At 67.6% G+C, this 23,051-nt stretch carries 25 protein-coding genes; all 25 read left to right on the top strand.

Annotated elements, in window-relative coordinates:
• Positions 1–465: 465 nt before the first annotated feature.
• The 25 genes from rplJ (at position 466) to EG812_RS08155 (ending at position 23,045) form a co-directional block, all read left to right on the top strand.
• Positions 466–1,011, top strand: coding sequence for a 50S ribosomal protein L10 (gene rplJ, locus EG812_RS08275; protein WP_013735964.1), 546 nt, complete (start codon positions 466–468; stop codon positions 1,009–1,011).
• 55 nt (positions 1,012–1,066) lie between these two features.
• Entirely contained in the window at positions 1,067–1,456 is a 390-nt protein-coding gene (gene rplL / locus EG812_RS08270; RefSeq protein WP_013735963.1) for a 50S ribosomal protein L7/L12, read from the top strand.
• A 569-nt stretch (positions 1,457–2,025) separates the two neighbouring features.
• Positions 2,026–5,457: a DNA-directed RNA polymerase subunit beta gene (gene rpoB / locus EG812_RS08265; RefSeq protein ID WP_126711241.1), complete on the top strand. Its 3,432-nt coding sequence runs from the start codon at positions 2,026–2,028 to the stop codon at positions 5,455–5,457.
• Positions 5,458–5,583: 126 nt separating this feature from the next.
• Positions 5,584–9,471 carry a DNA-directed RNA polymerase subunit beta' gene (locus EG812_RS08260; protein ID WP_013735961.1) on the top strand — a complete coding sequence of 1,296 codons (3,888 nt, stop codon included), beginning with the start codon at positions 5,584–5,586 and terminating at the stop codon, positions 9,469–9,471.
• Positions 9,472–9,578: 107 nt separating this feature from the next.
• Positions 9,579–9,953: a hypothetical protein gene (locus EG812_RS08255; protein ID WP_126711240.1), complete on the top strand. Its 375-nt coding sequence runs from the start codon at positions 9,579–9,581 to the stop codon at positions 9,951–9,953.
• Between the two features lie 514 nt (positions 9,954–10,467).
• Positions 10,468–10,848 (top strand): hypothetical protein, encoded by a 381-nt coding sequence (locus tag EG812_RS08250; protein WP_013735959.1) that lies wholly within the window; start codon positions 10,468–10,470, stop codon positions 10,846–10,848.
• A 507-nt stretch (positions 10,849–11,355) separates the two neighbouring features.
• A complete protein-coding gene (gene rpsL, locus EG812_RS08245) occupies positions 11,356–11,730 on the top strand; it encodes a 30S ribosomal protein S12 (protein ID WP_013735958.1) in 375 nt (124 codons plus the stop codon).
• A 1-nt stretch (position 11,731) separates the two neighbouring features.
• On the top strand, positions 11,732–12,202 hold the full coding sequence (gene rpsG / locus EG812_RS08240; RefSeq protein WP_013735957.1) for a 30S ribosomal protein S7: 471 nt from the start codon (positions 11,732–11,734) through the stop codon (positions 12,200–12,202).
• A 76-nt stretch (positions 12,203–12,278) separates the two neighbouring features.
• Positions 12,279–14,375, top strand: a complete 2,097-nt coding sequence (fusA, locus tag EG812_RS08235; RefSeq protein ID WP_013735956.1) for an elongation factor G — start codon at positions 12,279–12,281, stop codon at positions 14,373–14,375.
• Positions 14,376–14,590: 215 nt separating this feature from the next.
• Entirely contained in the window at positions 14,591–15,784 is a 1,194-nt protein-coding gene (gene tuf / locus EG812_RS08230; protein ID WP_013735955.1) for an elongation factor Tu, read from the top strand.
• Between the two features lie 350 nt (positions 15,785–16,134).
• Positions 16,135–16,443, top strand: coding sequence for a 30S ribosomal protein S10 (rpsJ, locus tag EG812_RS08225; RefSeq protein ID WP_007073037.1), 309 nt, complete (start codon positions 16,135–16,137; stop codon positions 16,441–16,443).
• 11 nt (positions 16,444–16,454) lie between these two features.
• Positions 16,455–17,120 (top strand): 50S ribosomal protein L3, encoded by a 666-nt coding sequence (gene rplC, locus EG812_RS08220; RefSeq protein ID WP_043721961.1) that lies wholly within the window; start codon positions 16,455–16,457, stop codon positions 17,118–17,120.
• Positions 17,117–17,767 carry a 50S ribosomal protein L4 gene (gene rplD, locus EG812_RS08215; RefSeq protein ID WP_013735953.1) on the top strand — a complete coding sequence of 217 codons (651 nt, stop codon included), beginning with the start codon at positions 17,117–17,119 and terminating at the stop codon, positions 17,765–17,767. Before rplC ends, rplD begins: the two co-directional genes overlap by 4 nt.
• Complete coding sequence (gene rplW, locus EG812_RS08210) at positions 17,764–18,066, top strand: 50S ribosomal protein L23 (RefSeq protein WP_013735952.1); 303 nt, start codon at positions 17,764–17,766, stop codon at positions 18,064–18,066. The genes rplD and rplW overlap by 4 nt, the downstream gene beginning before the upstream one ends.
• Before the next feature lie 12 nt (positions 18,067–18,078).
• Entirely contained in the window at positions 18,079–18,918 is an 840-nt protein-coding gene (gene rplB / locus EG812_RS08205) for a 50S ribosomal protein L2 (protein WP_013735951.1), read from the top strand.
• Positions 18,919–18,930: 12 nt separating this feature from the next.
• Positions 18,931–19,212, top strand: coding sequence for a 30S ribosomal protein S19 (rpsS, locus tag EG812_RS08200; RefSeq protein WP_013735950.1), 282 nt, complete (start codon positions 18,931–18,933; stop codon positions 19,210–19,212).
• A gap of 40 nt (positions 19,213–19,252) precedes the next feature.
• Entirely contained in the window at positions 19,253–19,708 is a 456-nt protein-coding gene (gene rplV, locus EG812_RS08195) for a 50S ribosomal protein L22 (protein WP_043721958.1), read from the top strand.
• Positions 19,708–20,562: a 30S ribosomal protein S3 gene (gene rpsC, locus EG812_RS08190; protein ID WP_013735948.1), complete on the top strand. Its 855-nt coding sequence runs from the start codon at positions 19,708–19,710 to the stop codon at positions 20,560–20,562. The genes rplV and rpsC overlap by 1 nt, the downstream gene beginning before the upstream one ends.
• A 3-nt stretch (positions 20,563–20,565) precedes the next feature.
• The gene (gene rplP, locus EG812_RS08185; protein ID WP_013735947.1) at positions 20,566–20,991 is read left to right on the top strand and encodes a 50S ribosomal protein L16; all 426 of its coding nucleotides are present in this window, start codon (positions 20,566–20,568) and stop codon (positions 20,989–20,991) included.
• Positions 20,991–21,224: a 50S ribosomal protein L29 gene (gene rpmC, locus EG812_RS08180; protein WP_013735946.1), complete on the top strand. Its 234-nt coding sequence runs from the start codon at positions 20,991–20,993 to the stop codon at positions 21,222–21,224. The genes rplP and rpmC overlap by 1 nt, the downstream gene beginning before the upstream one ends.
• On the top strand, positions 21,221–21,508 hold the full coding sequence (rpsQ, locus tag EG812_RS08175; RefSeq protein WP_013735945.1) for a 30S ribosomal protein S17: 288 nt from the start codon (positions 21,221–21,223) through the stop codon (positions 21,506–21,508). Before rpmC ends, rpsQ begins: the two co-directional genes overlap by 4 nt.
• Before the next feature lie 95 nt (positions 21,509–21,603).
• Positions 21,604–21,972: a 50S ribosomal protein L14 gene (rplN, locus tag EG812_RS08170; RefSeq protein ID WP_007073026.1), complete on the top strand. Its 369-nt coding sequence runs from the start codon at positions 21,604–21,606 to the stop codon at positions 21,970–21,972.
• Positions 21,969–22,289 (top strand): 50S ribosomal protein L24, encoded by a 321-nt coding sequence (rplX, locus tag EG812_RS08165; protein WP_013735944.1) that lies wholly within the window; start codon positions 21,969–21,971, stop codon positions 22,287–22,289. The genes rplN and rplX overlap by 4 nt, the downstream gene beginning before the upstream one ends.
• Entirely contained in the window at positions 22,289–22,858 is a 570-nt protein-coding gene (gene rplE / locus EG812_RS08160; protein ID WP_013735943.1) for a 50S ribosomal protein L5, read from the top strand. The genes rplX and rplE overlap by 1 nt, the downstream gene beginning before the upstream one ends.
• Before the next feature lies 1 nt (position 22,859).
• Complete coding sequence (locus EG812_RS08155) at positions 22,860–23,045, top strand: type Z 30S ribosomal protein S14 (RefSeq protein WP_007073023.1); 186 nt, start codon at positions 22,860–22,862, stop codon at positions 23,043–23,045.
• Positions 23,046–23,051 lie beyond the last annotated feature (6 nt).

Raw genomic sequence — 23,051 nt, 5'->3', positions numbered from 1 at the left:
GGCTCGCCCGCTCCGGCGCTCACGTAGGCGCAGGGCGGTAGCGGTCAGCACGGTGATCGACTCCGTTCTGTGATCAACACCGTTGCGCCGAAACGGCGGTGTCCCGTGGCGGTTTACTCCGCCGTTTCGCCGATACGGCGAGCGGTGGGGTGGGCGATTTGGCGAGTGAGGGCGGGGTCGCGTAGCCTGTTGACGTCGCGCGACTTCGTCGTGCGTGAAGTTCCACCCAAAGACCGCTGGTCACCGTGCTCCGGCACGGTCGAAGGTTCCGCGAAGACGGGCGACCCGCGCAGGGCGGTAAGCGAAAATCGGCAGCATCCCGTGGTCCGCCGACTGCGGTGAGCGTTGCCCATCTCGCCCCGTGCGCCCTGCGCCGGGGCTTTTCTGTTCTCGCGATGCCCTCGCTCCAGTCGCAGGCACCCGCCTGTGCTGGCGACCAGCCTCGAGCAACGAGAGAGGAGGGACATGGCGGACAAGCCGATCCGGGCCGACAAGGCCACGGCTGTTGCTGAGCTGACCGAAAGCTTCCGCAGCGCGGGTGCCACCGTGCTGACCGAGTACCGCGGCCTGACGGTTTCCCAGCTCACCCAGCTGCGGCGCTCGCTCGGTAAGGAGACCAGCTACACGGTTGCCAAGAACACGCTGGCCAAGCGTGCTGCGGCGGACGCGGGTATCTCCGGCCTCGACGAGCTGTTCACCGGTCCTACCGCGCTGACTTTCGTTTCGGGCGACGTCGTCGAGGCGGCGAAGGGGCTTCGCGACTTCGCGAAGGCCAACCCGAAGCTCGTCATCAAGGGCGGTGTCTTCGAGGGCAAGGCCATTTCTGCGGCCGAGGTCACGAAGCTCGCCGACCTGGAGTCCCGCGAGGTGCTGCTGGCCAAGCTGGCCGGCGCGATGAAGGGCAACCTGAGCAAGGCTGCGGCCCTGTTCCAGGCCCCGCTGTCGAAGACCGCCCGTCTGGCGGCCGCCCTGCAGGACAAGCGCGAGAAGGAAGGCGCCGAGGCGGCCTGAGGCCGTACGGCGCACCCACGTTCTTAGTTAAACCTTTTAGGAAAGGACGCCAGACATGGCGAAGCTCAGCACCGAAGAGCTGCTCGACGCGTTCAAGGAGATGACGCTGATCGAGCTCTCCGAGTTCGTGAAGCAGTTCGAGGAGACCTTCGAGGTCACCGCCGCCGCCCCGGCCGCGATGATGATGGCGGGTCCGGCCGCCGGTGGCGCTGCTGCCGAGGCCGAGCCGGAGAAGGACGAGTTCGACGTCGTCCTCGACGCCGACGGTGGCAAGAAGATCCAGGTCATCAAGGTCGTGCGTGAGCTGACCGGCCTGGGCCTCAAGGAGGCCAAGGACCTGGTCGAGTCGGCCCCCAAGGCCGTCCTGGAGAAGGTCAACAAGGAGACCGCGGACAAGGCCAAGGCCAAGCTGGAGGGTGAGGGCGCCAAGGTCACCCTCAAGTGACCTGAGCACCACCTGGCCGCCCCGGCTCACGTGAGCCGGGGCACACCATGTCGCGGCGGGCGGCGATCCGATCTGACGGATCGCCGCCCGCAGTGCAGGTGGACGCGGGCGCAGCGGGCATGAGCAGGCGTGGGACCGGCGTGGGGAGCTGTGGACGCGTCGGACGGCCGTCCCGCCGGTAGGGAAAGAGCAGCGGATGGCAATCTCGGCCCTTGACGCAACCATGGGCTGACAGGCACGCTGACATAGCAAGACCTTCCGCGCTTGCGACGGCCACCGCGTGGGTAGATCACGGCAGCGCCACTGCCGCCGACACCCGAGCGGCCCGGCAGGAACGTTGCGTTCCGAGCGGCCCGGTACGACCCGGTTACGGGGTCCCGTGGCCAGATCCGCAACGTCCTGCGGGATGGGCTGGACAGCGGTTAGCCTCTCGGCTACACTGCTAGTTTGCGCTGCCTTCCGACTTGACCCCTGCTCGGAAATGTCCGGTTATGGATATTTTCTGGTGGGGTCATTGGAGTGCACGCGTACCAGCCGTTCTGCAGCACCGGTCCTCGGAAGGACGCATCTTGGCAGCTTCCCGCCCTGCGAAGACCAGTCGTACGTCGAGCGCATTCGCTCCCCGCCGAGTTTCCTTCGGCCGGATCACCGAACACCTCGAGGTCCCCAACCTCCTCGCCATTCAGAACGAGTCCTTCGACTGGCTCGTCGGCAACGAGGCTTGGCAGGGCCGGTCGGCGGACGACCCGCACGCACGCTCGGGTCTCGCGGAAATCCTCGACGAGATCAGTCCCATTGAGGACTTTTCCGGCACCATGTCGCTTTCCTTCTCGGCTCCGCGCTTCGACGAGGTCAAGGCCTCGATCGAGGAGTGCAAGGAGAAGGACCTCACCTACTGCGCGCCACTGTTCGTGACCGCGGAGTTCACCAACAACACCACCGGCGAGATCAAGAGCCAGACGGTGTTCATGGGTGACTTCCCGATGATGACGCCGAAGGGCACCTTCATCATCAACGGCACCGAGCGTGTGGTGGTCAGCCAGCTCGTCCGGTCGCCGGGCGTCTACTTCGACAAGCAGCCGGACAAGACCTCCGACCGCGACCTCTCCAGCGTGAAGGTCATCCCGAGTCGGGGTGCCTGGCTGGAGTTCGACATCGACAAGCGCGACACGGTCGGTGTCCGCATCGACCGCAAGCGTCGGCAGGCCGTCACGGTGCTGCTGAAGGCCATCGGGTGGTCCGCCGAGCGGATCCGTGAGAAGTTCGGCTGGTCCGAGCTGATGATGACCACGCTCGAGAAGGACCACATCGCCGGCCAGGACGAGGCGCTACTCGACATCTACCGGAAGCTGCGCCCTGGCGAGCCGCCGACCCGCGAGAACGCCCAGACCCTGCTCGACAACCTCTTCTTCAACCCGAAGCGGTACGACGTCGCCAAGGTCGGTCGGTACAAGTTCAACAAGAAGCTCGAGCTGGACGTGCCGATCACCACCGGCACGCTTACCGAGGACGACATCGTCGCCACCGTGGAGTACCTCTGCCGGCTGCACGCCGGTGAGGAGGGCTACGAGGCCGACGACATCGACCACTTCGGCAACCGGCGGCTGCGTACCGTGGGCGAGCTGATCCAGAACCAGGTTCGGGTCGGCCTGTCCCGGATGGAGCGGGTCGTCCGCGAGCGGATGACGACTCAGGACGTCGAGGCGATCACGCCGCAGACCCTGATCAACATCCGCCCGGTGGTGGCCGCGATCCGGGAGTTCTTCGGTACCTCGCAGCTGTCCCAGTTCATGGACCAGACCAACCCGCTGGCGGGCCTGACCCACCGGCGCCGGCTGAGCGCGCTCGGCCCGGGTGGTCTGTCCCGGGAGCGGGCCGGCTTCGAGGTCCGCGACGTGCACCCGTCCCACTACGGCCGGATGTGCCCGATCGAGACGCCGGAAGGCCCGAACATCGGCCTGATCGGCGCCCTGTCCACCTTCGCCCGGGTCAACCCGTTCGGCTTCATCGAGACGCCGTACCGGAAGGTCATCGACGGTCGGGTCACCGACCAGATCGACTACCTGACCGCGGACGAGGAGGACCGGTTCGTCAAGGCGCAGGCCAACGCCCCGCTGCGGGCCGACGGCACGTTCGCCGAGGACCGCGTCCTGGTCCGTCGTAAGGGCGGCGAGACCGAGGACGTCCCGCCGGCGGCCGTGGACTACATGGACGTGTCGCCGCGGCAGATGACCTCGGTCGCCACCGCGATGATCCCGTTCCTCGAGCACGACGACGCCAACCGTGCCCTGATGGGCGCGAACATGCAGCGCCAGGCGGTGCCGCTGGTCAAGGCCGAGTCCCCGCTCGTCGGCACTGGCATGGAGTACCGTGCCGCCGTCGACGCCGGTGACGTGGTCGTGGCCGAGGTCGGTGGCGTGGTCGAGGACCTCTGCGCCGACTACATCACCGTCCACCAGGACGACGGCCACCGCCGGACGTACCTGCTGCACAAGTTCCGCCGCTCCAACGCCGGCTCCTGCGTCAACCAGAAGCCGGTGGTCTTCGAGGGCGACCGGGTCGAAGCCGGCCAGGTCATCGCCGACGGTCCGTGCACCGACGAAGGCGAGATGGCGCTCGGGCGCAACCTGCTCGTGGCTTTCATGTGCTGGGAGGGCCACAACTACGAGGACGCGATCATCCTGTCGCAGCGCCTCGTGCAGCAGGACGTGCTCACCTCGATCCACATCGAGGAGCACGAGGTCGACGCCCGGGACACCAAGCTCGGCCCGGAGGAGATCACCCGCGACATCCCGAACGTCAGCGAGGAGATGCTCGCCGACCTCGACGAGCGCGGGATCATCCGGATCGGTGCCGAGGTCGTCCCCGGCGACATCCTGGTCGGCAAGGTCACCCCGAAGGGTGAGACCGAGCTGACCCCGGAGGAGCGGCTGCTCCGCGCGATCTTCGGTGAGAAGGCGCGTGAGGTCCGGGACACCTCGCTGAAGGTCCCGCACGGCGAGACCGGCACGGTCATCGGTGTGCGTACCTTCTCCCGCGAGGACGGCGACGAGCTGCCGCCGGGCGTCAACGAGCTGGTCCGGGTCTACGTCGCCCAGAAGCGGAAGATCCAGGACGGTGACAAGCTCGCCGGCCGCCACGGCAACAAGGGCGTCATCTCCAAGATCCTGCCGGTCGAGGACATGCCGTTCCTGGAGGACGGCACCCCGGTCGACATCGTGCTCAACCCGCTGGGTGTGCCGAGCCGAATGAACATCGGCCAGGTGCTGGAGACCCACCTGGGCTGGGTGGCCAAGACCGGTTGGAAGGTCGAGGGCGACGACGCCGAGTGGAAGCGCCAGCTGCAGAGCATCGGCGCGGACTCCTCGGAGCCGGACACCAACGTGGCCACTCCGGTCTTCGACGGTGCCCGCGAGGAGGAGATCTCCGGTCTGCTCGCGTCGACCCTGCCCAACCGGGACGGCAAGCAGCTGATCGGTGCCACCGGAAAGGCGCAGCTGTTCGACGGCCGCTCCGGCGAGCCGTTGCCCGACCCGATCGCCGTCGGTTACATCTACATCCTGAAGCTCAACCACCTGGTCGACGACAAGATCCACGCTCGGTCGACCGGCCCGTACTCGATGATCACGCAGCAGCCGCTGGGTGGTAAGGCGCAGTTCGGTGGCCAGCGTTTCGGTGAGATGGAGTGCTGGGCCATGCAGGCGTACGGAGCCGCGTACGCCCTGCAGGAGCTGCTGACGATCAAGTCCGACGACGTCCTCGGCCGGGTGAAGGTCTACGAGGCCATCGTCAAGGGCGAGAACATCCCCGAGCCGGGCATTCCGGAGTCGTTCAAGGTGCTGCTCAAGGAGCTGCAGTCGCTGTGCCTCAACGTTGAGGTGCTCTCCAGCGACGGCGTGGCCCTGGAGATGCGCGAGACCGACGACGAGGTGTTCCGGGCTGCGGAGGAACTGGGCATCGACCTTTCCCGGCGTGAGCCGAGCTCGGTCGAGGAAGTGTGACGTTGGGGCTTCGGGGCGGGGCAACCCACTCCAGGCGGTCAGGTTGATCCCTGCGAGGGTCGCCCCGCCCCGAAGCCGAACCCGGTGAGCTGCTGACGCAACAAGCGACGTGTGAGGGAATTGAACGTGCTCGACGTCAACTTTTTCGACGAGTTGCGAATTGGGCTGGCGACCGCGGACGACATCCGTCAGTGGTCGCACGGCGAGGTCAAGAAGCCCGAGACGATCAACTACCGTACCCTCAAGCCGGAGAAGGACGGTCTCTTCTGCGAGAAGATCTTCGGTCCGCAGCGGGACTGGGAGTGCTACTGCGGTAAGTACAAGCGGGTCCGCTTCAAGGGCATCATCTGTGAGCGCTGCGGCGTCGAGGTGACCCGCTCGAAGGTCCGCCGGGAGCGGATGGGCCACATCGAGCTGGCCGCCCCGGTGACCCACATCTGGTACTTCAAGGGCGTGCCGAGCCGGCTGGGCTACCTGCTGGACCTCGCCCCGAAGGACCTCGAAAAGATCATTTACTTCGCCTCGTACGTCGTGACGAGCGTGGACGCCGAGTCGCGTCACCGTGACCTCTCGACCATCGAGAACGAGATCCTGGCCGAGAAGCGGCAGTCGGAGAACAGCCGCGACTCGGAGATCGAGAAGCGGGCCGCCAAGCTCGAGGCCGACCTGGCCGAGCTGGAGGCCGAGGGCGCGAAGGCGGACGTCCGGCGCAAGGTCAAGGAGGGCGGAGAGCGCGAGATGCGCCAGATCCGCGACCGGGCCCAGCGCGAGATCGACCGCCTGGACGAGGTGCTGGACACCTTCCGCAAGCTGGAGCCGAAGCAGCTGGTCACCGACGAGCTGCTCTACCGCGAGCTGCGCGACCGGTTCGGCGAGTACTTCACCGGTGGCATGGGCGCCGAGGCGATCAAGGCCCTGGTGCAGAACATGGACCTCGACGCCGAGGCGGAGAGCCTGCGCGAGACCATCCGTACCGGCAAGGGCCAGCGGAAGATCCGGGCGCTCAAGCGGCTGAAGGTCGTGGCGGCGTTCCAGAACACCCGCAACTCGCCGCTCGGCATGGTGCTGGACTGCGTACCGGTGATCCCGCCGGACCTGCGTCCGATGGTGCAGCTCGACGGTGGCCGGTTCGCGACCAGCGACCTGAACGACCTCTACCGCCGGGTGATCAACCGGAACAACCGGCTCAAGCGGCTGATCGACCTCGGTGCGCCCGAGATCATCGTCAACAACGAGAAGCGGATGCTCCAGGAGGCCGTCGACGCGCTGTTCGACAACGGCCGTCGGGGCCGGCCGGTCACCGGTCCGGGTAACCGTCCGCTGAAGTCGCTGTCCGACATGCTCAAGGGCAAGCAGGGCCGGTTCCGCCAGAACCTGCTGGGCAAGCGCGTCGACTACTCCGGCCGTTCGGTCATCGTGGTCGGCCCGAAGCTCAAGCTGCACCAGTGCGGCCTGCCCAAGCAGATGGCGCTGGAGCTGTTCAAGCCGTTCGTGATGAAGCGGCTGGTCGACCTCAACCACGCGCAGAACATCAAGTCCGCCAAGCGGATGGTCGAACGGCAGCGGCCGGTCGTGTGGGACGTGCTGGAAGAGGTCATCGGCGAGCACCCGGTGCTGCTCAACCGGGCGCCGACCCTGCACCGCCTGGGCATCCAGGCCTTCGAGCCGCAGCTGGTCGAGGGCAAGGCCATCCAGATCCACCCGCTGGTCTGCACCGCGTTCAACGCCGACTTCGACGGTGACCAGATGGCGGTGCACGTGCCGCTGTCCGCCGAGGCCCAGGCCGAGGCGCGGATCCTGATGCTGTCGTCGAACAACATCCTCAAGCCGGCCGACGGCAAGCCGGTCACCATGCCCACCCAGGACATGGTCATCGGCCTGTACCACCTGACCCACCTCACCACCGGTGAGCGTGGCGAGGGTCGGGCGTTCAGCTCGGACGCCGAGGCGCGGATGGCGTACGACAACGGCGAGCTGCACCTGCAGGCGCCGGTCAAGATCCGGCTGCAGGGTGTGGTCGAGGTCGACAACGGTGCCGGCGCGCAGCCGTGGACCGCGCCCGAGGGCTGGACCCAGGGTGAGCCGCTGACCGTGGAGACCACGCTCGGCCGGGTGCTGTTCAACGAGACCCTGCCGCAGGGCTACCGGTACGTGAACTACGAGATCCGCAAGGGTCAGCTCTCCGCGATCGTCAACGACCTCGCCGAGCGGTTCCCGAAGGTGGCCCTGGCGGCCACCCTCGACGGGCTCAAGGAGGCCGGTTTCCACTGGGCCACCTGGTCCGGCGTGACCATCGGCATGGAGGACGTCATCGCTCCGCCGCGCAAGCGGGAGATCCTGGAGAAGTACGAGAAGGAAGCCGACCGGATCGACAAGCAGTACCAGCGTGGTCTGATGACCGCCGAGGAGCGTCGCGGCGAACTCATCGAGATCTGGACCAAGGCGACCAACGAGGTCGCCAAGGAGATGGACACCGCGCTGCCGCAGGAGAACCCGCTGTGGAAGATGATCAACTCGGGTGCTCGCGGTAACCTGCTCCAGCTCCGGCAGATCGCGGCGATCCGTGGTCTGGTGGCCAACCCGAAGGGTGAGATCATCCCGCGGCCGATCAAGGCCAGCTACCGGGAAGGTCTGTCCGTGCTGGAGTACTTCATCTCCACGCACGGTGCCCGTAAGGGCCTCGCGGACACCGCCCTGCGTACCGCCGACTCGGGCTACCTGACCCGTCGTCTGGTGGACGTCTCGCAGGACGTCATCATCCGCGAGGAGGACTGCGGCACCGACCGGGCCATCCCGATGCAGATCGGTCAGCAGCTCGACGGCCGGCTCGTGGTGCACGAGCACGCGGAGACCAGCGTGCACGCCCGTACCCTGGCCGACGACATCAAGGGGCCGGACGGCACCGTCGTCGCCGAGCGGGGCTCGGACATCAACTCGATCCTGGTCGACAAGATCGTCGCCGCCGGGGTGGAGACCGTCCGGGTGCGCAGCGTGCTCACCTGCGAGTCGAAGCTGGGCGTCTGCGGTGCGTGCTACGGCCGTTCGCTGCCGACCGGCAAGATCGTGGACGTCGGCGAGGCGGTCGGCATCATCGCCGCCCAGTCGATCGGTGAGCCGGGTACGCAGCTGACGATGCGTACCTTCCACACCGGTGGTGTCGCGGGTGAGGACATCACCCAGGGTCTGCCCCGTGTCCAGGAGATCTTCGAGGCCCGGATCCCGAAGGGCAAGGCGCCGATCGCCGACACCCCGGGCCGGATCCGGATCGAGGACGGCGAGCGGTCGCGCAAGATCGTCGTCATCCCGGACGACGGCAGCGACGAGATCGTGTACGACAAGATCTCGAAGCGGGTCCGGCTGCGGGCGCACGACGGCGACCACGTCGAGGTCGGCGAGAAGCTCACCGAGGGCACCATCGACCCGCACGAGCTGCTGCGCATCCTCGGCCCGCGGGCGGTCCAGGTCCACCTGACCCAGGAGGTCCAGGAGGTCTACCGCTCGCAGGGTGTGCTCATCCACGACAAGCACATCGAGATCATCATCCGCCAGATGCTCAAGCGGGTGACGGTCATCGACTCCGGCTCGACCGAGTTCCTGCCGGGTGTGCTCGTCGACCGGGCGCTGTTCGAGTCGGAGAACCGCCGACTCGTCGGCGAGGGCGGCGAGCCCGCGGCAGGCCGTCCGGTGCTGATGGGTATCACCAAGGCCTCGCTGGCCACCGACTCCTGGCTCTCGGCGGCCTCCTTCCAGGAGACCACCCGGGTGCTGACCGACGCGGCGATCCACGCCCGCAGCGACTCGCTGATCGGTCTCAAGGAGAACGTGATCATCGGTAAGCTCATCCCGGCCGGTACCGGCATCAGCAAGTACCGCAACGTCCGGGTCGAGCCGACCGAGGAGGCGAAGGCCAAGGTCTACTCGATGACCGGCTACCCGGAGACCGACTACGGCTTCGGGCCGGCCAGCGGCCAGGCGGTTCCGCTTGACGACTTCGACTTCGGGTCGTACCGCTGAGTTGTTCGCTCTGACGACGAGGCCCCCGGCAACCCGCCGGGGGCCTCGTCGTCGGTGGCGGCGGTCATGCTCCTACCGATCCGCCATGGGCGGGGCATGATGGAGGCATGACGACCGCCGCCGGACCGATGCCGGTCGCTTCACCGCCCGGGCCGCCCCGGCACCCGCTCGACCCGGACCCGGTCCGGGCCACGAAGGCGCGGGCCGTCTTCGCGCTCGGGCTGATGGGTGCGCTGACCGGACTGTTCATCGGGGGAGTGGTACCCGCTACCGTGGCGCTCCAGTTGGCCCGGCAGGCGCGCCGCGAGGCGTACGCCTCAGGGGGTTTTCTGACCGGCGCGGCCTGGCTGCGGCGCGGAGAGACCCTGGCCTGGACGGGCCTGGGGTTGGTCGCGGTCAGCGTGGTCGTCGCGTTGGTGATCGGCGTGATCCGGCTCGCCGAGGCACCCTACGGGCACGACTTCGCGCCGAACGTGGACTGAGCTCGCTCTCGCGCCGCAGGCCGGTGGGCTGACCGGCGACGGTAGCCTGACGGTGTCCGCCGCGCGGCGGTGGACGCGGCCGATGAGGAGGATTCCCGTGACGGAACCGGCGCGTCCCGAGAGCGGCGAACCCGCTCAGCCCACCGCCGGGCACTCGGAGGCCGGTGCACCGGAACCGGACAGGTGGGCACCACCGGGACCGATCGGGGCAGACTTCTCCGCCGGGTACCCGCCGTCCCCACCTGCCCCGTACGGACCCGTACCGTCCGCGCCGCCGTTCGGGTCCGCACCCTCCGCAGCGCCGTTCGGGTCCGCACCCTCTGGGCCGTCGTTCGGGCCTGCCCCCTCCGCGCCGTCGTTCGGATCCGGTCCGTCCGGGCCGTCGTTCGGGGTTGTGCCGTCCGGGCCGGGTGGGCCGGGTGTGGGCGCACCCGGCGGGTGGGGTCCCGGCCCGGGGCACGGCGGTGGTGGCCCGGTCCCGCCGCCGCAGGAGCGGCCCCGACCGCCGAGTCGGGTGGAGCCCGTACCGGGCACTCCGTTCGCGATGGTGCACCTGGATGTGCCGCCGGTCACCTCGGGCCTGGCGGTCGGCTCCCTGGTCGCGGGCGTCATCTCCATCCTGGTGTCGTTCCTGGTCATCTGCGTGGGTTCGGTGGGCGGCGGGCTGAACGGTGTCTGGGCGGCCGGTTCCTTCGCCACCCTCGGCGGCCTCACCGGGGCCGGCGCCCTGGTGGCCGGCCTGCTGGGCGTCCGGCAGATCCGGCGGCCGGCACCGGCGCCGGCGGTGCGGTTCACCGGCCGTGGTCTCGCCATCGCCGGGATCAGCTGCGGCGGCGTCGGGTTGCTGTTGAGCCTGCTCGGCGTGGGTCTGGCCCTCCTGCTGACGCTGGCCTGAGCAAGATGCCTGATCACAGCGGCTGATGCTGCGCGTCAGACTGCTGGCGTCGGCTCGGGGGCTCGGCGGGTGGTTTCCGGTGGAGCCGGTACACTTGTATCCGTAGGTGCCCATCACGGGCGGGTGGAGCGACGGAGCCGGTTGCCGAGCGGTGAGAAGTTCGGCAGGTCTCCCGTTTTGACCTGCGCGGCTGTGGTAGGTACTCTTTCCCCTTGTGCCCGGGCCAGCCCGGGCAAATCGTGCGTGCGCTGGATCCGGCCTCCGGTTTCCGGAAGGCGCCACGAATGAGCCAAAGATCCGGCGCACGGTCTCGTGTGCCGGTGACAGACCCCCGGGGCTGCGCTCACAAGCGTGCGGAACCGGGACCGTGGGCGGGCGACACGCCCGACCGCGGGTGCCGGGACCTCCGTGAGGTGGCCCTGGTCGGAATGTAGGAGAGCCGGTCATCAGGTCGGCTACAGCAGACGGCGCGGTCGCGACAGCGGCCGAAGGGAGCGGAGAAACCCGGTGCCCACGATCCAACAGCTGGTCCGAAAGGGCCGCCAGGCGAAGACCACCAAGACCAAGACCCCGGCGCTGAAGGGTTCCCCTCAGCGGCGCGGCGTGTGCACCCGCGTGTACACCACCACCCCGAAGAAGCCGAACTCGGCGCTGCGCAAGGTTGCTCGTGTCAAGCTCAGCAGCCAGGTCGAGGTGACCGCCTACATCCCGGGCGTCGGGCACAACCTGCAGGAGCACTCGATCGTGCTCGTCCGCGGTGGTCGTGTGAAGGACCTCCCCGGCGTGCGTTACAAGATCGTCCGCGGCTCGCTGGACACCCAGGGTGTCCGCAACCGCAAGCAGGCGCGCAGCCGTTACGGCGCGAAGAAGGAGAAGAGCTGACATGCCGCGTAAGGGACCTGCCCCGCGTAAGCCGCTGGTCGCTGACCCGGTGTACAACTCGCCGCTGGTCACCCAGCTGGTAAACAAGATCCTGCTTCGCGGCAAGCGTCAGCTCGCCGAGCGCATCGTCTACGCCGCCCTGGAGGGCTGCCGCGAGAAGAGCGGCACCGACCCGGTCGTCACGCTCAAGCGTGCGATGGACAACGTCAAGCCGACCCTCGAGGTCCGCAGCCGCCGTGTCGGTGGCGCGACCTACCAGGTTCCGGTCGAGGTCCGTCCGGCCCGGGCGACCACCCTGGGCCTGCGCTGGCTGGTCACCTACTCCCGCGCCCGTCGCGAGAAGACCATGGTCGAGCGGCTGATGAACGAGCTGCTGGACGCGAGCAACGGCCTCGGTGCCGCCGTCAAGCGGCGTGAGGACACCCACAAGATGGCGGAGTCCAACAAGGCCTTCGCGCACTACCGCTGGTAACACCTGAGGTCCCGGCGCCCGATCGGCGCCGGGGCCGCCACCAGTTGTGTCGAGACGACGATAAGTAGGGATTGAAGTGGCCGCCGCAGACGCGCTCGCCAACGTACGCAACATCGGCATCATGGCGCACATCGATGCCGGTAAGACCACTACCACCGAGCGAATCCTGTTCTACACCGGTATCACGTACAAGATCGGTGAGGTTCATGAGGGCGGCGCCGTCATGGACTGGATGGAGCAGGAGCAGGAGCGCGGTATCACCATCACTTCCGCCGCCACGAAGTGCGAGTGGAAGGGCCACACGATCCAGATCATCGACACGCCCGGCCACGTCGACTTCACCGTCGAGGTGGAGCGGTCGCTTCGGGTGCTGGATGGTGCGGTCGCGGTCTACGACGGTGTGGCCGGCGTGGAGCCGCAGACGGAGAACGTCTGGCGTCAGGCGGACAAGTACAACGTCCCCCGGATGTGTTTCGTCAACAAGCTCGACCGCACCGGCGCGGACTTCTTCCGCTGCGTGCAGATGATGATCGACCGGCTGAACGCCACTCCGCTGGTGCTTCAGATCCCGATCGGCGCCGAGAGCGACTTCATCGGCGTGGTCGACCTGGTCGAGATGCGCGCCCTCACCTGGCGTGGCGAGACCCAGAAGGGTGAGGACTACGCGGTCGAGGAGATCCCGGCCGAGCTGGCCGACTCCGCAGCCGAGTGGCGCGAGAAGCTGATGGAGACCCTGGCCGACGTCGACGACGCGGTGATGGAGAAGTACCTGGAGGGCGAGGAGATCTCCGTCGAGGAGATCAAGGCCGCCATCCGTCGGGCCACCATCGCCGGCAAGGCCAACCCGGTCCTCACCGGTACCGCCTTCAAGAACAAGGGCATCCAGCCGATGCTGGACGCGGTCGTCGCGTACCTGCCGTCGCCGCTGGACATCCCGGCGATCGAGGGTACGGCCACCGACGGCGAGACCCCGATGCAGCGCAAGCCGTCGGTGTCCGAGCCGTTTTCCGGCCTGGCCTTCAAGATCCAGACGGACAAGCACCTCGGCAAGCTCACCTACGTGCGGATCTACTCCGGCACGCTCGAGTCCGGCTCCCAGGTGGTCAACTCCACCAAGGACCGCAAGGAGCGGATCGGCAAGATCTACCAGATGCACGCCAACAAGCGGGAAGAGCGCAGCACCGCGAAGGCCGGCGACATCATCGCGGTGCAGGGTCTGAAGCAGACCACCACCGGTGACACCCTGGCCGACCCGGCGAACCCGGTCATCCTGGAGTCGATGACCTTCCCGGAGCCGGTCATCGAGGTGGCCATCGAGCCGAAGACCAAGGCCGACCAGGAGAAGCTCAGCACCGCCATCCAGCGGCTGGCCGAGGAGGACCCGACCTTCCGCGTCAAGCTGGACGACCAGACCGGTCAGACGGTCATCTCCGGCATGGGCGAGCTGCACCTGGACATCCTGGTCGACCGGATGCGCCGCGAGTTCAACGTCGAGGCGAACATCGGTAAGCCGCAGGTGGCGTACCGCGAGACCATCCGCCGCAAGGTGGAGAAGGTCGAGTACACCCACAAGAAGCAGACCGGTGGTTCCGGCCAGTACGCCCGGGTGATCGTCAGCCTGGAGCCGCTGCCGCTGGGCAACGACGCGCCGACCTACGAGTTCGCCAACGCGGTCACCGGTGGCCGTATCCCCCGGGAGTTCATCCCCTCGGTGGACGCGGGTGCGCAGGACGCCATGCAGTACGGCATCCTCGCCGGCTTCCCGCTGGTGGGCGTCAAGCTGACGCTGCTGGACGGCCAGTACCACGAGGTCGACTCGTCGGAAATGGCGTTCAAGATCGCCGGCTCGATGGTGATGAAGGACGCGGCCCGCAAGGCCGATCCCGCGCTGCTCGAGCCGATGATGGCCGTTGAGGTCACCACTCCTGAGGAGAACATGGGTGACGTCATCGGTGACCTGAACTCCCGCCGTGGCATCATCCAGGCGATGGAGGAGCGCAGCGGCGCCCGCGTCGTCCGGGCTCTGGTGCCGCTGTCGGAGATGTTCGGCTACGTCGGCGACCTGCGGTCGAAGACCCAGGGCCGGGCTAGCTACAGCATGCAGTTCGACTCCTACGCCGAGGTTCCGGCCTCGGTGGCCAAGGAGATCATCGCCAAGGCGACGGGTGAGTGACGTCCGCCTGAGCTGATCCGACGGTGGTCGCGGGAGGTTTCCCCGACCGCGACCACCTCGGTCGGATTGGGTGAATTCCGGGCCTGTAGGCTTCATCGCCGCAGAACCCACAAAAGCTTCCCGGCCGTCAGGCCGGAAAGGCTGTCGACAGAGTCCTAAGCGCCACTCGTGGCGTACCGGGGCGAACGAACCAAGAAGTCCACAGGAGGACACCAGTGGCGAAGGCGAAGTTCGAGCGGACTAAGCCGCACGTCAACATCGGCACCATTGGTCACATCGACCACGGTAAGACGACGCTGACGGCGGCCATCACGAAGGTCCTGCACGACCAGTACCCGGACCTGAACCCGTACACCCCGTTCGACGAGATCGACAAGGCGCCGGAGGAGAAGGCCCGCGGCATCACGATCTCGATCGCGCACGTCGAGTACCAGACCGAGGCGCGGCACTACGCGCACGTCGACTGCCCCGGTCACGCCGACTACATCAAGAACATGATCACCGGTGCCGCCCAGATGGACGGCGCGATCCTGGTGGTCGCCGCGACCGACGGCCCGATGCCGCAGACCCGCGAGCACGTGCTGCTGGCCCGCCAGGTCGGCGTGCCGTACATCGTCGTGGCGCTGAACAAGAGCGACATGGTCGACGACGAGGAGCTGCTGGAGCTCGTCGAGCTCGAGGTTCGCGAGCTGCTCTCGTCGCAGGAGTACCCGGGCGACGACCTGCCGGTCGTGCGTGTCTCGGCGCTCAAGGCCCTCGAGGGTGACCCGGAGTGGACCGGTCGCCTGCTGGAGCTGATGAACGCTGTCGACACCGCGATCCCGCAGCCGGAGCGCGAGACCGAGAAGCCGTTCCTGATGCCGATCGAGGACGTCTTCACGATCACCGGTCGTGGCACCGTCGTCACCGGTCGCGCGGAGCGCGGCATCCTCAAGCCGAACGAGGAGGTGGAGATCGTCGGCATCCGCGAGAAGTCGCAGAAGACGGTCTGCACCGGCATCGAGATGTTCCGCAAGCTGCTCGACGAGGCCCGCGCGGGTGAGAACGTCGGTCTGCTGCTGCGTGGCATCAAGCGCGAGGACGTCGAGCGCGGCATGGTGGTCATCAAGCCGGGCACCACGACCCCGCACACCGAGTTCGAGGCGACCGTCTACATCCTCTCCAAGGAGGAGGGTGGCCGGCACACCCCGTTCTTCCAGAACTACCGTCCGCAGTTCTACTTCCGGACCACGGACGTCACCGGTGTCGTCACCCTCCCCGAGGGCACCGAGATGGTCATGCCTGGCGACAACACCACGATGACCGTGAAGCTGATCCAGCCCATCGCGATGGAGGAAAACCTCAAGTTCGCGATCCGGGAGGGTGGCCGTACGGTCGGCGCTGGTCGCGTCACCAAGATCATCAAGTGAGCTGGGTAACCCCGATTAGACCCGCCGCCGGTCGTGCGGCATACTAGTCAGGTTGCGTAACGACAGTTCGCTGCCCGCGTTCGACTCACGTCGAACCTCCGGGTAGGCAGGACAGTCGGGCGTGGGGTGGTTGGCGGTTCACCCGTCAACCACCCTCGCGCGGCGTTCAGGTCGCGGTAGTGCGATCGGCGCCTCGACCCACCGCGGTCAGGATCGCTCCGGAAGGTCGGGGCGGAGCTGGGCCACAGAACGCGACACGCCCGACCGCGGGGGTGGGCGAAGAGGGTCTGTACCAGCCGGTACAGGACACCCGCAACACAGCGGCATCGAGAGAAGGAACAGAAGCCACCATGGCGGGACAGAAGATCCGCATCCGGCTCAAGGCCTATGACCACGAGGTCGTCGACTCCTCGGCGCGGAAGATCGTCGAGACGGTGACGCGTACCGGGGCGCAGGTCGCGGGCCCGGTGCCGCTGCCCACGGAGATCAACCGTTTCTGCGTCATCCGCTCGCCGCACAAGTACAAGGACTCGCGCGAGCACTTCGAGATGCGTACGCACAAGCGGCTGATCGACATCATCGACCCGACCCCGAAGACGGTCGACTCGCTCATGCGCCTCGACCTGCCGGCTGGCGTCGACATCGAGATCAAGCTGTAGGGACCGGACACATGGACAGGCAAGTTAAGGGGATCCTGGGCGCGAAGCTCGGCATGACCCAGGTCTGGGACAACAACAAGGTTGTTCCGGTGACCGTGGTTCAGGCCGGCCCGTGCGTCATCAGCCAGGTTCGTGACGCCGACAAGGACGGTTACTCCGCGGTCCAGCTGGCGTACGGCACGATTGACCCGCGCAAGGCCAAGAAGCCGCTGCGTGGGCACTACGCGAAGGCTGACGTGGCGCCGCGCCGGCACATCGTCGAGCTGCGCACCTCCGACGCCGCCGACTACTCGCTCGGTCAGGAGATCACGGTCGAGGAGTTCCCGGCCGGCATCTCGATCGACGTCACCGGCAAGACCAAGGGCAAGGGCTACGCCGGCCCGATGAAGCGGCACGGCTTCCACGGTCTGCGCGCCAGCCACGGTGTCGAGCGCAAGCACCGCTCGCCGGGCTCCATCGGCGCCTGCGCCACCCCGGGCCGGGTCTTCAAGGGCACCCGGATGGCGGGTCGCATGGGCGGCGTGCGCTACACCGTGCAGAACCTGACCGTCCAGGCGGTCGACACCGAGAACAACCTCCTGCTCGTCCGCGGCGCCATTCCCGGCCCCAAGGGCGCGCTGGTCCTGGTCCGCACCGCGGCCAAGACGAAGGCGAAGAAGGGCGGTGCGGCCAAGTGACCACCGTTGACGTCTTGAACTCCGAAGGCACCAAGACCGGCTCGGTCGAGCTGCCCGGGGACATCTTCGACGTGCAGGCCAACGTGCCGCTGATGCACCAGGTCGTGGTGGCACAGCTGGCCGCGGCTCGGCAGGGCACGCACAAGACCAAGACCCGGGGCGAAGTCTCCGGCGGCGGCAAGAAGCCCTACAAGCAGAAGGGCACCGGTCGGGCCCGGCAGGGCTCGATCCGCGCGCCGCAGTTCGCCGGCGGTGGCGTCGTGCACGGTCCGGTGCCGCGCGACTACAGCCAGCGGACCCCGAAGAAGATGAAGGCTGCCGCGCTGCGTGGCGCCCTCTCGGACCGGGCCCGCGCCGGGCAGGTGCACGTCGTCGAGGCGTTCGTCTCGGGCGAGAAGCCGTCGACCAAGGCCGCTCTGGCCGCGCTCACGAAGGTGACCGAGGCCCGTCGGGTGCTGGTCGTGCTGAGCAGTGTCGACGAGCTGAACTGGGTGTCGCTGCGCAACGAGCCGCGGGTGCACCTGATCGAAGCCGGTCAGCTCAACACGTACGACGTGTTGGTGGCCGACGACGTGGTCTTCACCAAGGAGGCCCTGGACGAGTTCCTGGGCGTTCCCGCCGAGACCACCGAGGAGGGTGGCAAGTGAGCACGATCGCCGACCCGCGCGACATCATCGTCGCGCCGGTCGTCTCGGAGAAGAGCTACAGCGAGCTGAACCGCAACTGGTACACCTTCCTGGTGCACCCGGACGCGAACAAGACCGCGATCAAGATCGCTATCGAGCAGATCTTCAACGTCCGTGTCCTGACGGTCAACACGCTCAACCGCGAGGGCAAGCGCAAGCGGACCCGCACCGGGTTCGGCAAGCGCAAGAACACCAAGCGCGCGATGGTGAAGCTGGCTGAGGGCGACCGTATCGAGGCCTTCGGCGGCCCGGTCAGCTGAGGGGTGTAGACAATGGCTATCCGTAAGTACAAGCCGACGACGCCGGGCCGGCGTGGCTCCAGCGTCGCCGACTTCGCCGAGATCACCCGGTCGACGCCTGAGAAGTCGCTGCTGGCACCGCTGCCGAAGAAGGGTGGGCGTAACGCCCACGGGCGGATCACCGCCCGGCACCAGGGCGGCGGCCACAAGCGGCAGTACCGGATCATCGACTTCAAGCGGGTCGACAAGGACGGCGTGCCGGCCAAGGTCGCGCACATCGAGTACGACCCGAACCGCACCGCGCGCATCGCGCTGCTGCACTACGCCGACGGCGAGAAGCGATACATCATCGCGCCGAAGGACCTGAAGCAGGGCGACCGGGTCGAGTCCGGTCCGGGCGCCGACATCAAGCCGGGCAACAACCTGCCGCTGCGCAACATCCCGGTCGGTACCACCATCCACAACGTGGAGCTGCGTCCGGGTGGCGGGGCCAAGCTGGCCCGCTCGGCCGGCGTCGGCATCCAGCTGCTCGGCCGGGAGGGCGTGTACGCCACCCTGCGTATGCCGTCGGGTGAGATCCGGCGCGTGGACGTGCGGTGCCGGGCCAGCATCGGCGAGATCGGCAACGCCGACCAGTCGAACATCAACTGGGGTAAGGCCGGCCGGATGCGGTGGAAGGGCAAGCGCCCGACCGTCCGTGGTGTGGCCATGAACCCGGTCGACCACCCGCACGGTGGTGGCGAGGGCAAGACCTCCGGTGGTCGCCACCCGGTCAACCCGCAGGGTAAGCCCGAGGGCCGCACCCGTCGTAAGGGCCAGCCGAGTGACCGGCTGATCGTCCGCCGTCGCTACGCCACGCGTAAGCGCGGCTGAGGGAGATAAGACATGCCTCGCAGCCTGAAGAAGGGCCCGTTCATCGACGACCACCTGCTCAAGAAGGTGGAGACGCAGAACGAAAAGGGCTCGAAGAACGTCATCAAGACCTGGTCGCGGCGCTCGACGATCATCCCGGAGATGCTCGGGCACACGATCGCGGTGCACGACGGACGTAAGCACGTCCCGGTGTTCGTGACCGAGGCGATGGTCGGGCACAAGCTCGGCGAGTTCGCGCTGACCCGCACGTTCAAGGGTCACGAGAAGGACGACCGGAAGAGCCGCCGGCGCTGACGCCGCGGGCATACGGATAGAGGATCAAGGGGTTACAGCGATGCCAGGAAAGGGCGACGCTCCGGTGCTTCCGGGCGCGCGGGCGGTTGCGCGATACGTGCGCATCTCGCCGATGAAGGCGCGCCGGGTGGTCAACCTCGTCCGCGGCCTGCCCGCGAAGGAGGCTCTCACGGTGCTGCAGTTCGCGCCGCAGGCTGCGAGCGAGCAGGTGTACAAGGTGCTCGCGAGTGCGATCGCCAACGCGGAGAACAACGAGCGGCTGGACCCCGACGCGTTGCTCGTCAGCGAGGCGTTCGTGGACGAGGGCCCGACCATGAAGCGGTTCCAGCCGCGGGCGCAGGGCCGGGCTTACCGGATCCGTAAGCGCACCTGCCACATCACGGTGGCGGTCGAGGCGGTGGCGCCGGCCGCGCCGAAGAAGTCGGCGAAGAAGGCGGCACCGGCGGCGCAGAGCGCACCGGCCGAGACGCAGAGCAACACGGAGGGCGCCGAGTAATGGGTCAGAAGGTTCACCCGCACGGGTTCCGCCTCGGCATCTCGACCGACTGGAAGTCCCGCTGGTTCGCGGACAAGCTCTACAAGGACTACATCGGCGAGGATGTCAAGATCCGCCGGATGATGTCCAAGGGCCTGGAGCGCGCCGGCATTTCCAAGGTCGACATCGAGCGCACCCGCGACCGGGTCCGCGTCGACATCCACACCGCCCGGCCGGGCATCGTCATCGGCCGTAAGGGTGCGGAGGCCGACCGGATCCGCGGCGAGCTGGAGAAGCTCACCGGCAAGCAGGTGCAGCTGAACATCATCGAGGTGAAGAACCCCGAGTCGGACGCGCAGCTGGTTGCCCAGGGCGTTGCCGAGCAGCTCTCGAGCCGGGTCAGCTTCCGTCGGGCGATGCGCAAGGCGATGCAGTCGGCGATGAAGAACCCGATGTGCAAGGGCATCCGGGTGCAGGTCTCGGGTCGCCTCGGCGGCGCCGAGATGAGCCGCACGGAGTTCTACCGCGAGGGTCGGGTTCCGCTGCACACGCTGCGGGCCAACATCGAGTACGGCTTCTTCGAGGCCCGTACCACCTTCGGCCGCATCGGCGTGAAGGTCTGGATCTACAAGGGTGACGCGGTGCCGGGTCGGGAGACTCCGGCCGAGGCGCCGTCGCGCCCGCGCCGGGATCGCGGTGACCGCCCCGAGCGGCCGCGTCGTGGTCGCTCCGGCTCGTCCGGTACGACCTCCGGTGGCACCGAGGCCGGCCGGGCTGCCGCGACGACCGTCGCGCAGCAGGCCGAGACGCCGAGTGGCGAGCCGGTGGACGCGTCCGCCGTCGCCGCCGCGGCAGAAACGCAGCAGGAGGGCTGACAGATGCTGATGCCGCGCAAGCCCCCGAAGGGCTTCCGCAAGCCGCACCACCCGGACCGTAGCGGCGCGTCCAAGGGCGGCAACCGGGTGGTGTTCGGCGAGTTCGGGATCCAGGCTCTCGAGCCGGCGTACGTGACCAACCGGCAGATCGAGTCGGCGCGTATCGCGATGACCCGCCACATCAAGCGTGGCGGCAAGGTCTGGATCACCATTTTCCCGGACCAGTCCCTCACCAAGAAGCCGGCCGAAACCCGGATGGGTTCCGGTAAGGGCTCGCCGGAGTGGTGGGTCGCCAATGTCAAGCCGGGACGGGTTCTCTTCGAGATGTCCTTCCCGAACGAGCAGATTGCGCGAGAGGCGATGCGTCGCGCGATCCACAAGCTCCCGATGAAGTGCCGGATTGTGACGCGCGAAGTGGGTGAATCCTGATGGCAGCGGGCGTCAAGCCCTCCGAGCTGCGTGAGCTCTCCGAGGAGGAGCTGGTCACGAAGCTGCGTGAGGCCAAGGCGGAGCTGTTCAACCTCCGCGTGCAGGCCGCAACCGGGCAGCTGGACAACAACCGGCGGCTGCAGGTCATCCGTCGGGAGATCGCCCGGATCTACACGATCATGCGTGAGCGTGAGCTGGGGCTCTCGGCCGCGCCGACTGAGGTGGCTTCATGAGCGAGAACACGACGACCGCGGGCGCGGAGCTCGTGCGGGGACGCCGTAAGGTCCGCGAGGGCCTGGTGGTCAGCGACAAGATGGACAAGACCGTCGTGGTCGAGGTCGAGGACCGTGTCAAGCACGCGCTGTACGGCAAGATCATGCGCCGGACCAGCAAGCTCAAGGTCCACGACGAGCAGAACTCCGCGGGCATCGGCGACCGGGTCCTGATCATGGAGACCCGTCCGCTGTCCGCCACCAAGCGGTGGCGGCTCGTGGAGATCCTCGAGAAGGCCAAGTAGCGAAGGCTCGAGCTCGGCCGGATCGGTCGGGCGCAGGTTCCGCCAGGCTCCGGCCGCTCCGGCGGCCGGAGAACCGGCAGACATAGGAGATAGACGTGATTCAGCAGGAGTCGCGACTGCGCGTCGCCGACAACACGGGTGCCCGGGAGATCCTGTGCATCCGAGTTCTCGGTGGCTCCGGTCGGCGCTACGCGAGCATCGGCGACGTCATCGTCGCCACCGTCAAGGACGCGATCCCCGGTGCTGGTGTGAAGAAGGGCGACGTCGTCAAGGCGGTCGTCGTGCGTACGGCCAAGGAGAAGCGTCGGCCGGACGGTTCGTACATCCGCTTCGACGAGAACGCCGCCGTCATCATCAAGGACGGTGGGGACCCGCGGGGCACCCGCATTTTCGGCCCGGTCGGTCGTGAGCTGCGGGACAAGCGGTTCATGAAGATCATCTCTCTCGCGCCGGAGGTGTTGTGACCGTGAAGGTCAAGAAGGGCGACACGGTCGTCGTCATCGCCGGCAAGGACAAGGGTGCCAAGGGTAAGGTCATCGCGGCCTACCCGCGGCAGGACAAGGTCCTGGTCGAGGGCGTGAACCGGATCAAGAAGCACACCCGCATCAGCACCACTCAGCGTGGCGCCAAGACCGGTGGCATCGTCACCCAGGAGGCCCCGATCCACGTGTCGAACGTGATGGTCCTGGACTCCGACGGTAAGCCGACCCGCGTCGGTTACCGCATCGACGAGAATGGCCAGAAGGTCCGCATCGCGCGTAGCACCGGTAAGGACCTGTGATGACCACGGCTACCGAAACCAAGACCACGCCGCGCCTCAAGGAGCGGTACCGCAACGAGATCGTGGCCAAGCTGCGCGAGCAGTACGACTACGGCAACCCGATGCAGGTCCCGCGGCTGGTGAAGATCGTCGTGAACATGGGTGTCGGCGAGGCTGCTCGCGACGCCAAGCTCATCGACGGCGCGGTCCGCGACCTGGCCACGATCACCGGCCAGAAGCCGCTGGTCCGGCGGGCGAAGAAGTCCATCGCGCAGTTCAAGCTGCGGGAGGGAATGCCGATCGGCGCGAAGGTCACCCTGCGCGGCGACCGGATGTGGGAGTTCCTGGACCGGCTGCTGTCCATCGCGCTGCCGCGTATCCGTGACTTCCGCGGCCTCGACGGGCGCAAGCTCGACGGGCACGGCAACTACACGTTCGGTCTGACCGAGCAGTCGGTGTTCCACGAGATCGACCAGGACAAGATCGATCGCCAGCGGGGCATGGACATCACGGTGGTCACGACCGCCACGACCGACGACGAGGGCCGGGCGCTGCTCAAGCTCCTGGGCTTCCCGTTCAAGGAGAACTGAGATGGCCAAGAAGGCGCTGATCCTCAAGGCGGCCGCGAAGCCGAAGTTCTCGGTTCGCGCGTACACCCGCTGCCAGCGGTGCGGGCGTCCCAAGGCGGTCTACCGCAAGTTCGGGCTCTGCCGGGTGTGCATCCGGGAGATGGCCCACCGCGGTGAGCTGCCCGGCGTGTCCAAGGCTTCCTGGTAATAGCCC

Source organism: Verrucosispora sp. FIM060022, assembly GCF_003977705.1.
In the GTDB taxonomy this organism is placed as follows: domain Bacteria; phylum Actinomycetota; class Actinomycetes; order Mycobacteriales; family Micromonosporaceae; genus Micromonospora; species Micromonospora gifhornensis.
The sequence above is the reverse complement of the archived record's forward strand: the minus strand, read 5'-3'. Positions and strand labels throughout refer to the sequence as shown.

Coding starts and splice junctions, on each gene's coding strand:
- rplJ (WP_013735964.1), top strand. CDS start 466: ATGGCGGACAAGCCGATCCGGGCCGACAAGGCCACGGCTGTTGCTGAG.
- rplL (WP_013735963.1), top strand. CDS start 1,067: ATGGCGAAGCTCAGCACCGAAGAGCTGCTCGACGCGTTCAAGGAGATG.
- EG812_RS08255 (WP_126711240.1), top strand. CDS start 9,579: ATGACGACCGCCGCCGGACCGATGCCGGTCGCTTCACCGCCCGGGCCG.
- rpsG (WP_013735957.1), top strand. CDS start 11,732: ATGCCGCGTAAGGGACCTGCCCCGCGTAAGCCGCTGGTCGCTGACCCG.
- rpsJ (WP_007073037.1), top strand. CDS start 16,135: ATGGCGGGACAGAAGATCCGCATCCGGCTCAAGGCCTATGACCACGAG.
- rplC (WP_043721961.1), top strand. CDS start 16,455: ATGGACAGGCAAGTTAAGGGGATCCTGGGCGCGAAGCTCGGCATGACC.
- rplB (WP_013735951.1), top strand. CDS start 18,079: ATGGCTATCCGTAAGTACAAGCCGACGACGCCGGGCCGGCGTGGCTCC.
- rpsS (WP_013735950.1), top strand. CDS start 18,931: ATGCCTCGCAGCCTGAAGAAGGGCCCGTTCATCGACGACCACCTGCTC.
- rplV (WP_043721958.1), top strand. CDS start 19,253: ATGCCAGGAAAGGGCGACGCTCCGGTGCTTCCGGGCGCGCGGGCGGTT.
- rpsC (WP_013735948.1), top strand. CDS start 19,708: ATGGGTCAGAAGGTTCACCCGCACGGGTTCCGCCTCGGCATCTCGACC.
- rplP (WP_013735947.1), top strand. CDS start 20,566: ATGCTGATGCCGCGCAAGCCCCCGAAGGGCTTCCGCAAGCCGCACCAC.
- rpmC (WP_013735946.1), top strand. CDS start 20,991: ATGGCAGCGGGCGTCAAGCCCTCCGAGCTGCGTGAGCTCTCCGAGGAG.
- rpsQ (WP_013735945.1), top strand. CDS start 21,221: ATGAGCGAGAACACGACGACCGCGGGCGCGGAGCTCGTGCGGGGACGC.
- rplE (WP_013735943.1), top strand. CDS start 22,289: ATGACCACGGCTACCGAAACCAAGACCACGCCGCGCCTCAAGGAGCGG.
- EG812_RS08155 (WP_007073023.1), top strand. CDS start 22,860: ATGGCCAAGAAGGCGCTGATCCTCAAGGCGGCCGCGAAGCCGAAGTTC.